The organism is Enterococcus sp. DIV0756 (assembly GCF_051710745.1).
GTDB lineage: Bacteria > Bacillota > Bacilli > Lactobacillales > Enterococcaceae > Enterococcus_A.
Map to the genome: position 1 here is coordinate 1,952,835 of NZ_JBIOLF010000001.1, position 9,666 is coordinate 1,962,500.

7 protein-coding genes (1 of these 7 cut by a window edge) are annotated in these 9,666 nt (G+C 34.4%); 3 read left to right on the forward strand and 4 right to left on the reverse strand.

Features of this window, described 5'->3' with window-relative positions:
• Nucleotides 1-187: 187 nt before the first annotated feature.
• From IGI44_RS09415 to IGI44_RS09430, 4 genes are all read right to left on the reverse strand, one after another.
• A complete protein-coding gene (locus tag IGI44_RS09415; protein ID WP_438787502.1) occupies nt 188-1,315 on the reverse strand; it encodes an AbiH family protein in 1,128 nt (375 codons plus the stop codon).
• Between the two features lie 89 nt (nt 1,316-1,404).
• Entirely contained in the window at nt 1,405-4,509 is a 3,105-nt protein-coding gene (locus tag IGI44_RS09420; RefSeq protein WP_438787503.1) for a DEAD/DEAH box helicase, read from the reverse strand.
• A 1,163-nt stretch (nt 4,510-5,672) separates the two neighbouring features.
• Entirely contained in the window at nt 5,673-6,275 is a 603-nt protein-coding gene (gene fic, locus IGI44_RS09425) for a protein adenylyltransferase Fic (RefSeq protein ID WP_438787504.1), read from the reverse strand.
• Nucleotides 6,276-6,287: 12 nt separating this feature from the next.
• Entirely contained in the window at nt 6,288-6,812 is a 525-nt protein-coding gene (locus IGI44_RS09430) for a helix-turn-helix domain-containing protein (protein ID WP_438787505.1), read from the reverse strand.
• A 185-nt stretch (nt 6,813-6,997) separates the two neighbouring features.
• Here IGI44_RS09430 and IGI44_RS09435 point away from each other — a divergent pair, with 185 nt between their 5' ends.
• The 3 genes from IGI44_RS09435 to IGI44_RS09445 all read left to right on the forward strand — a co-directional run.
• A complete protein-coding gene (locus tag IGI44_RS09435) occupies nt 6,998-7,192 on the forward strand; it encodes a DUF3173 family protein (protein WP_086303677.1) in 195 nt (64 codons plus the stop codon).
• A 226-nt stretch (nt 7,193-7,418) separates the two neighbouring features.
• Nucleotides 7,419-8,765, forward strand: coding sequence for a replication initiation factor domain-containing protein (locus IGI44_RS09440; RefSeq protein WP_438787506.1), 1,347 nt, complete (start codon nt 7,419-7,421; stop codon nt 8,763-8,765).
• Nucleotides 8,762-9,666: the 5' portion of a tyrosine-type recombinase/integrase gene (locus IGI44_RS09445; protein WP_438787507.1), read on the forward strand. It continues 220 nt past the right edge of the window; 905 of the gene's 1,125 nt are visible here — the first part of the coding sequence; the start codon lies at nt 8,762-8,764; the stop codon falls past the right edge of the window. The genes IGI44_RS09440 and IGI44_RS09445 overlap by 4 nt, the downstream gene beginning before the upstream one ends.

The following is a 9,666-nucleotide window of genomic DNA, read 5'->3' on the forward strand; positions in this document are numbered from 1 at the left end:
AATGAAAGGAAAGTTGGTTCATCTATCATAGTAAATTATGGAGCTTCTATCCGCGCCTAGCTTACCCGCTATCTTGAAGGAATTTCCTGAATTGTTTAAAATTTTAAGAAAAATAGCCACATTTAAAGTAACAAAATTACGTGTTACTAGTTATAAATAGGAATGAAAACGAAGTTATGATTATATATTATAAATACGGGATTCGTTCAATTTTTATATTCTCTGAAACACTTAAGCTTCTAATTAAATTCTCCTTAACCGCTATATTTCTCTCCGTTTCACCTTTATAAATGAATATCTTCACCCTATTTAAGTTCGTCAAGCTCCTGATAATTTCACTTATTATTTCCTCATCAGCTTCCAAACTGTGACCCATGATGATAAGTTCCTCTATGTCCTCAAATTTCACTCCTGTAACGATAGGAAATGTCGAAAAACTATTCTGTTCTCCATAATCATTGATTATTTCAGAGATTTGATTGCATCGCTCCTTTTTCATCCGCTCTTCCAATTCTAGACTAAGATTTTGTCTCTTAGGTTCTCCAAAATATTGCCATACACTGAAACCCTCTTTGGTTAAATTCAAATGCTCTTGGTACAAACTCATTGTTTCCTCAGAATAATCAAAACAATATCCTCCTCTTCCAGTAAAAAGTCGCTCCAAATGTGGAAAAAACTCAGTTTCATATTTTTCCTGCTCTGAGGGTGATAAGCCAAGCTTTACAAGGTATCTTTTGAAATTGAGCAGCTCTCTTAATTTGCTTTTAAAAAAACTCGTTGCTTCGCTGGGCATACCAGTATGTTCAACTCTTAATTTATACCCAAGAACAATATAATCTTCTTTGATTGATCCATGAATATGGTATGTGTCATTCAAATACAAATTCGCTGTGTCTGTATAGTTGAATGTTATCGCCTTTGTATGGGTATCTAGGTATTTCTTTACAGATGGTATCACGTCTACCTCTTTTTTATTCTCATTAGTTAAATAGTTTTGAAGCTCCTCTGATAGTCGATTGAAAACATGGTTAATCTCATCTATTTTTGCCTCCAATTTCGCTGTATTCTTTTCTTCGTTATTAGCACTAGAAAAAAAGAATCCTTCAGAGCTATAAAACCAATCGTTGGTAAGTTTATCTATCATCTTTTCAAAATCTGTCCATGTATCCTTCTCAATCTTAAACTCACCTAACAAGGTCTCCCAATCATTCTTCAAATCATCAGGCATCTCACTATAGAAATCATGGTACGTTGTTTTTAAATTATGGGCAATATCGAACCCATTTCCAATTATAGCTAATTTATTATACCCCATTTTCACTTCTCCTTCTAACTAATATAACTATCAGATGACTTATTTCATATGACTGTTCTAAGCACCGTTACACTATGTTTTAGGCTTGGCTACAGGATTGATGCGTCTTTTTTTACAGGCATCACTTCTTTATTATACTCATCAATAATACTGATTGTTTTATTTGAAACTTCACTATTTAATGATGCGTACAGTGATTTGTCTCCAATCACATAGAACTCTTTCACCGCACGTGTTGCCGCGACATTTGTAATGTTTGCTTCAGTCACCGCCCAGTTTGCAGCTCCTTTGCTACTTTCATCCGCACCTAATACAAAGTAAACAATCTTCGCCTCTTTCCCCTGGAAAGTATGGACCGTACCGACATTTGTTGCTTTTCCCTTCTCAATCCTAACAAAACCACTTTTAGTTAAGAAATTTACCAATTTAGATGCAACATTTCTAAATGGCGAAACAACATAAATTTGTTCTTTTAACGTTGGATCATGCTTGATATGTTCATCTATTCTAGAAGATAGGAATTCAGCCTGCTCTTTTACAAATTTATCATTTGCTTTACCAGTGATATCGAACCAATAGGATTTCCCTTGCGTTTGTTCACCTTTTAGTCCTTGGACCATTAATCCGTTATAAGATATTGTGTTAGAAAGGGTAAACATTGGGTATGCACAGCGTCTGTGTACCCAAAGAGGAATACCTATCCATTCATCTTTCGATTTCTCAAAACCAAACTGACTAGCAGCATCTACTAAGGTTTGAGTTGAAGCATCTGAAGAAATGAAAGTCTCATCAACTTGATAATACTGAGCAATGAGACTCAATATACTGGAATCCAAGGTTAATACCGGTTTAATTTGAAAAGGGTCCCCTACAGCCAAAATCTTCTTGCTTCTAAATATCGCTCCAACACTTGCTTGTGGCAGAGCTTGACCAGCCTCATCAATAAAAAGATTCCCGATTATATTAGTAGGAAGGTGCTTAAACATTCGTCCGAAACTCGCAAAGGTAGTACTAATAACGGGAATAACAAAATTTATCCAATGCCACGCTTCAGATATTAGCTCTTGCCCGTTTTCTTTGGCACAATACTTATACTGATATTTCCAAATATTCATTGAGCCTTTTAAATGCTTACGATTTTCAAATATAAATTCTTTCCGGACTTTTAAGGCTGCTATGAACAGCTCTGTCTGCATGGTTCGATATTCTTTCGTAAACCAAGGATTAGAATTTTGGAGTTCATCATAGGTCACTGAAAAGTCTATTTCCTTTAGCGTACTTTTCTGTGTACTTTGCTCTAATTCTGATATTTGCTTTTCTTTTTTTCCCAAATTGTTTAAATTAAGAATTTGCCATTCCTCGAAGCTGCATTGCTCTTCTCCCAGTATTTCTTTAAGTTTGCTTTTTTTCCTAAAGAGAGCATTCAACGTATTTTTCTCACTTTTTTGATCATCCACTAATTTACTTTTTTGCTTCTTAAGAATTTCTAATTGGTTTTTTCTTTGCTCGATTTTTTCAAGATAATCAGTAATACTCGTATGATTGAATATTTTCTTTACTAAAAAGAAGCGAGGCTTTTCCGGTTCATCCGCACCAATCTGTTTTTCCGCTTCATTGAGCTTCATTAGCTCAAATTCAATTGAGGACAGCATTTCCTCCAAAATTCCTGTTTCTTTTTGAAGATGTTCAATCTTCTGTCGAGTTCTGGTCTCTAACATTACGAGTTTTTCTTCTTTTTGTTTATGCTCTCTGATATATTTTTGATTGTCTTGTTCAAAGCTATCCCTTAGCTTAGCTAAATCATGAATTTGTCTAAAATATTTTTGGGCCTTATTACGCCTTTTTAGAACAGTCTCATAAAGCTCCAAAAAATTTTGGTATACATCAGGATCAGAGCGATACTCTTCATTCAAATCATTCTCAATCGCTTTTAGATGTATCAGTAGTGACTGAATATTCTCCGCTTTTCCTCCCTCTAGCGAAAAAGTCCCCCATCTTAACTTATCATCGGCAACATTTTCAGTAGTCTCTGCACTATTCTTTCTTAAATCAAATTTCGTATTCGCTACCTTAGTAAAATAATCTGCTTCCAGTAGATGATCAACAAATTCTTGAGCTATCTTCTCTTGAAGTGGTAACTCATTTACGATGTTTTGAACTGCTCCATTATTCGAGCTGGTTACGACGCTGTTTTTATTAGCTAGTTCGGTCGGAAGTAATCCTAACTTTGCTTGTTTAAAGTACACTAACGTCCCTTTAATATATTTATTTTTCATTTCACAAACATATTTTGCTTGTTGAACAATCAAATCCGCAAAAATATCCTTCAGTATCGTTGTCTTACCTGTTCCCGGCGGTCCATTTACACTACGAATAGTATTTGCTTCATTAAGTGTTAAATTAACAGCGACTTGTTGCATCAATGATAACGCATGTTCCGAATTGCTTGGGAAGCGTCCTAATGGATAAAACTGAGGCTGTAAAATTTCCTGAATAATCGTTGGGTGGAAATTGGGAGAATGCTTATTACCATCCAGATTGTAACGTTCACCAGAAAATCCAGAAAAATAACGATTTAAATTATCAGTTTGAATTACTTGGCTTCTCTTTAAGTCCTCGATAAAAAAAGAATGTAGGTTTACATCCCCACCATCCAAATCTTTCACAAAGTCATAGCCGCAATTACTTAAGTCTACCCTATATTGCTTAAATAAATCTGAAAAAACTTGATTGAAGTCTTTGTCTTCAAATTGTTTTTTTAGATCCTCACGTAAATCATTTTCTGCTTTTTCGAAATCCTTAGGTAAATCCTTTTTATAACGGATATAACCACTAATCGTAAAGAATAGTTTTTCAGGAACAAATTCCAACTCTTTATCAAAGTAAAGCGCAAAGGTAAATTTTTTGGAGAAGATCGTTTCTTCATGCGCAGATTGAATCCCGTATCTTTTTCTTAAAATAGTCATTATTTCTTGAAAGCTGAAAATATCAAAATAGACAACAAAACCGTATTTCTTAGGATATTCCTTTTTTTTCTTCAGTTTTTCGATCTGTTCTTGCATGAATCTAGCAAACAGATCATTGAGTGGAATATTCTCGGATTCATGAAATTTCCGCAATGATTTATCAATATTCCCTTCAGATAATTGTTCTGTAGTAATCCAACCATTTATAATATCTTCTTTTTTATTCATTTAGTACTCCATTTCAAACTGATATAATTTACAACCACACAGAAAAAAGCCTCAAAAAAATATTCTCCAAGACTTGATGTAGTTTTATACTCAACTCTTCACATACAGAGTAACATAAAGAAGATTATTTTCAAAAAATCACAAGATTCAAAATCAATTATTAAGATAGCTTCTGATGGAGCCCGTACCACAAAAATCTAAATTTATTGACCAGTTCAAAGTTGGTGGAGAAGTGGCCTTAAAGCCTTCACCCGTGAGAACGTTAAATTTTTAATATTCCAAAAAAATGCTTTTACTTGTATTCTCCATAAATGGAACTCTTTTAAATGACCGCTCGTCGCTCACTATGTTATTTCTTTTGCTTATTTTTTGGCGAAAATCTTACTAACGTATAGAATTAATCCGTTAGTGCATGGCTTCAATGATTTCTACTTCTTTCGTTTCAAAATTCTTACGCAAAAGCTTTCGACACCATTTCCTAATTCCTCATAATTTACTTGCCTTCTGTATTTTGGAATTAACACGATAAAATATTTACAATTCCAGCGAAAAAATTTTTTCACTAGATTTCTTTCGTCAACATGTAGAAACCGTGCAGCTTTCTTGTCACAATCGAAGCTATTATAAACAAATAATCACAGAAATTCTAAAACTAGTATCCTTGAACCTTTGTATTCATTTTAGATGGCTTGGGAATAGTTCATTAGGTTAGCTTTTCTCATTCTTTGAGCTAATTTCTTGTACAGCAATAAACTATTATTATCATTGACGCAAATGTTTTTTGAAATGCCTATTGAGACAGTCTCTATTATTTCAGTAAATAATCTATTTCTTCTTATGATGTTTCTCAAAACCCGTTCAGATTTTTGGCAATATGGTTTAGTAAGTTCAATCTGATTTTTGCCATTTTAAATCTTCATGCAAATTTTTTGGCGAATATGTAATGTCCAAAAATTTTCACAAGCTGTAATTTAAATGTCTGATTGCTTTATGAGTGTCTGTTCTATATATCGCTCTAGATTCAATGATAAATCGCTTTGAATATGCTATATAGAATAGATGAATCAGAATTAGTTCTTTTCGCAATTATGATTTCGAACAAGTCTTTCTCAGAAAGTACTTTCTTATTTTATCTTAATACTAACGATCTACATAAATGATAATTATAACTCTTCAACCCTATATTCCATATACCCCTCATAGAAGTAACTTGTATCTATACCCTTCATAAAAATCTCACGATCATCAACCATACCTGTCAATGCCTCTTTCAATAAAAATCGAATCTCCAGATCATTCACAGGACTACGCTCCATTGCTGAAAGATAATTTTCCTTATCAACTAAACTCCAATCAACAACTTTCCCTAAGTTTTGTTTCAAAATCAAATCCAACCAAATTCGCATACTCCGTCCATTCCCTTCTCTGAATGGATGGGCGATATTCATTTCAACGTATTTTCCAATAATTTCTTCATAGGTCGTCTCCGGCATTTGATCAATATTTTCTAGTGCTGCTTTTAAATACATTACTGGTGCAAATCGGAAGTTCCCCTTAGCGATATTCACATCTCTAACCTTACCAGCAAAAGTATAAATCTCAGAAAATAAATAATGATGAATTTCGGACAATCCTAGAAATGTTCCAACTTCTAATTCATTGATTTTTCCGGTTTCAAATAATTCCTTCGCTTTTAGCTTACTCAATTTTTCTTCTGCTTTTGCGAGTTCTATTTGATCGGTAATTCCTAACTTGTTTTCCAGCATATCAAGCACTCCTTAATCCAAAAGATTCAAGTTGCTAATCTTATTTTTTCTAACTTCACTAGTCATTCTATCAAGATAAATCTTTAAATCTTTTTGATATAAATAATCAGCAATACCACGGTAATGTTCATTCGTCCATGCGTACATACCGATTATCGTATCGAGATGGAATCTCTCACCTTTTATATTCCCTTTTTTCTTTTCCATATCTGCCCTTGCCCACTGATCTTCAACGATACTAATTTTGTCAGATAGACCCGTAACAGAGTAATCTAACTGCTCAAGTTGCTCTGTCTTCCAGTCCTTCCAGTCGCTATCTTCTAGTAGCAATTCATTAGGCGTCGTATCCAAAATCTCACAAATTTTAAGTAATGTAGCAAAAGAAGGCGAAAAAACACCACGTTCGATTTTGGAAACTGTTTGTTCAATGATCCCTAAAGATTCGGCAAGTTCCTTTTGAGTGATTTTTCGATCATTTCGAATCCGTTTAATATTTTTTCCAATTTTTTTATCTAAATTTTTCTCTTCGTTAGACATCGTTTTAACCCCTTTAAGTTTGTTTGAAAGAGTTACATATCGTTTCCACTACACAATGGTAACATTAAATATGTTGGTTGTAAACAACACTAACATTATCAGTGTTTACAAAATGGATTAAGCCTGATATACTAAAGACAAACATTAACAGTGTTAGTTCATAACACTAAAAAGGTGGTGAATCTATGGCAAAACTCGTCTCAAAAAAAGATCTCATTCGAGCAGGTTATTCAAACTATCATGCAGCAAAGATTATTCACGATTCAAAACAGTTATTAGTTAGCAAAGGCTTCTCTTATTATAAAAATCGCAGACTTGGAGTTGTACCGAATCATGCGATCGAAGAGCTGATTGGTATTGATCCACTAGAATCAGACTAATATAGGTGTCGAAACGCTGTGGCAAAGCGCGGTTGCGCCAGCAACCGCAAGCTTTTTTACAGCGATTTCGATACCCTAGCAGCTTTGCTGCTTCAAGCCCCATATTCTAACAGGGGGCTAACACTAAACAATTATGTCTTACAACTCCCCTCAACACTGTTACATCAACAATTTGTCTGTCACTTTTTTCAACTGTTCAGTCACACTCTTATTACGGAGGTATTAAATGGAAAAATTAGATTCACTAGAAGTTGGAGAAGCCATCAAAGAATCCCGAATGTTTCACCGATTATCGCAAAAAGAGTTAGCAAAAGAAATTGGCATTTCACGTTCTATGCTCTCTAAAGCAGAAGCTGGAACACGTAAATTATCTCAAAGCAATTTAGAAACATTATTCGACTTCTTTCACGACCTTGAAGGTGACGAACCTCTCAAAGGAAAAATAGATTATCTTTCCATCCACTTCTCTACTTTAGAATCCGAGTGGGTTATTAAGGAAATATTAGGAATTGCAAGTAAACATTTTGAATTTCACGATAGCGCACCTTTAGGTTACGATGATCGGCTATCTCTTTTGAACGTTATCAACCTCTTAAGGTCTCATGCGAATCGAGAAAAAGGTGTTCTTTTAGAACTCTCTGGGCAAGGCTGCACGATGTTAGGAGGATGGCTCAAATCCAGAAAAGAAACCTGGTTTGACTTTTTTGAAAAAGTAGTTACGTATCAGGGGAATTTCACTCGAATTGATTTGGCTTTGGATGATTCGGTAGGCGTAATTGATTTAGATGAGATCAAGGAAAAGATCGAACAAGAGGAATTCTGGTCAAAATTCAAAGTCGCTGAAGTGATCTCCTCAAAAGATATCTCTAATAATGAGTCAAACGGAACGACAATCTATTTCGGTTCCAAGAAAAGTTTAGTTCATTTCTGCTTTTATCAAAAAAATTATGAACAAAAACGCAAGAAAGGAATTGAATTGGATGAAGCAGGAATCGTCAATCGCTATGAACTACGATTCCGACATGAAAAAGCAGACAAATTAGCGAAAGAGTTATTGAAACACCAAGATGTAGAGGATGTCATATATAGACTATTGAATACTCACCTGTGCTTTTACGATCGGCCTAAAACAGAAAAAGATGTTGAAATGGATCACAACTGGAAACGTTTGATAGGAGCGGCTAGAAAAATCTCTTTACCTTTGGATGTCAAAGCGGTATCGTATGCAAGAAGCGCCTCATGGATAATCAATAATGTAGCTCCCACACTCAAATTTCTCTCGATCGTTGACACTCATTTGAATGCTAGACTACTTGAACAAATCATTGAAAATGCGGAATTAAATAAAAGACAAAAAACATTGATTGAAATCATTAAGGACGATCCAGAACCTTATAAGGATCAGATTCGTATTTTTGAACGATCCTTCTTTTTTAAAAAGGAACAAAAAGAAAAAAGCAAAGTACACATAACAGAAGAAATTGATCCTTCCGATGCATACTCCGCCCTAGACAAGTTGAGTATACCACATTCTGAAAAGCTTCTAAAGAACTTAGGAGGTTTTCAACAATGACGATAAGCAAGGTAAAAGGAAAATACAAGGTTGATGTGTCCTTTGGAGTCGATCCAATCACAGGCAAACGGATTCGGAAAAAATTATATGGAATCGACACATTAGCGAAAGCGAAAATGATTGAGAGCGAGCTTAGACAAACTGATACAACAAAATTGATGAAAGATCGTAATACTATCACTTTCGAACAACTCGCCGAATTGTTCTTTGAACAAACTAAACATGAGCATAAACCATCTTACAATTATTCAAAGCAAGCAAATTTCAAAAGCCATCTTCTCCCTCATTTCAAAAATGCGGATGTCAGAAATATTTCCAGATCACACATCCGAGAATTTCGAGAAGAGCTCATTGACAACAGCAAACTAAGTTACAACACGATCAACAAAATTATTCTGCTTTTAAAGAAAATATTTGATGTAGCTGTTGATGAAGAAATCATTGAAACTAATCCTTGTTTTAAAATCAAAAATCTTCGAATTGAAAAGAAAGAGATGGAGTTCTGGACACCCGATGAATTTTCACAGTTCTTAGATTATCTGAAAAAGGAAAATTCAAAAGAAAACTGTTTTGAATTAATTTTCTATACTCTCTTCTTTACGGGAATGCGAATTGGTGAGCTGCTTGCTCTAACTTGGAATGATATTGATTTTTATCGCCGTGAGATCATCATCAATAAAAATGTCTCACAAATCAAAGGACAGACGGTTGTATCAACACCGAAAACAAGAAGCTCGATCCGCAGAATCAGTATTCATTCAAAACTCGCAAATATGCTGAAATTTTGGAAAAATGAACAAGAGGTATTGTTCATCAATAAGTTCGACCTTCCACACGGAAACACAACACAAGTCTTTCAATTTAAATTGATGGAAACAACAAGATTTCACGTTCGCAAGAA

Coding starts and splice junctions, on each gene's coding strand:
- IGI44_RS09415 (WP_438787502.1), bottom strand. CDS start 1,315: ATGGGGTATAATAAATTAGCTATAATTGGAAATGGGTTCGATATTGCC.
- IGI44_RS09420 (WP_438787503.1), bottom strand. CDS start 4,509: ATGAATAAAAAAGAAGATATTATAAATGGTTGGATTACTACAGAACAA.
- fic (WP_438787504.1), bottom strand. CDS start 6,275: ATGCTGGAAAACAAGTTAGGAATTACCGATCAAATAGAACTCGCAAAA.
- IGI44_RS09430 (WP_438787505.1), bottom strand. CDS start 6,812: ATGTCTAACGAAGAGAAAAATTTAGATAAAAAAATTGGAAAAAATATT.
- IGI44_RS09435 (WP_086303677.1), top strand. CDS start 6,998: ATGGCAAAACTCGTCTCAAAAAAAGATCTCATTCGAGCAGGTTATTCA.
- IGI44_RS09440 (WP_438787506.1), top strand. CDS start 7,419: ATGGAAAAATTAGATTCACTAGAAGTTGGAGAAGCCATCAAAGAATCC.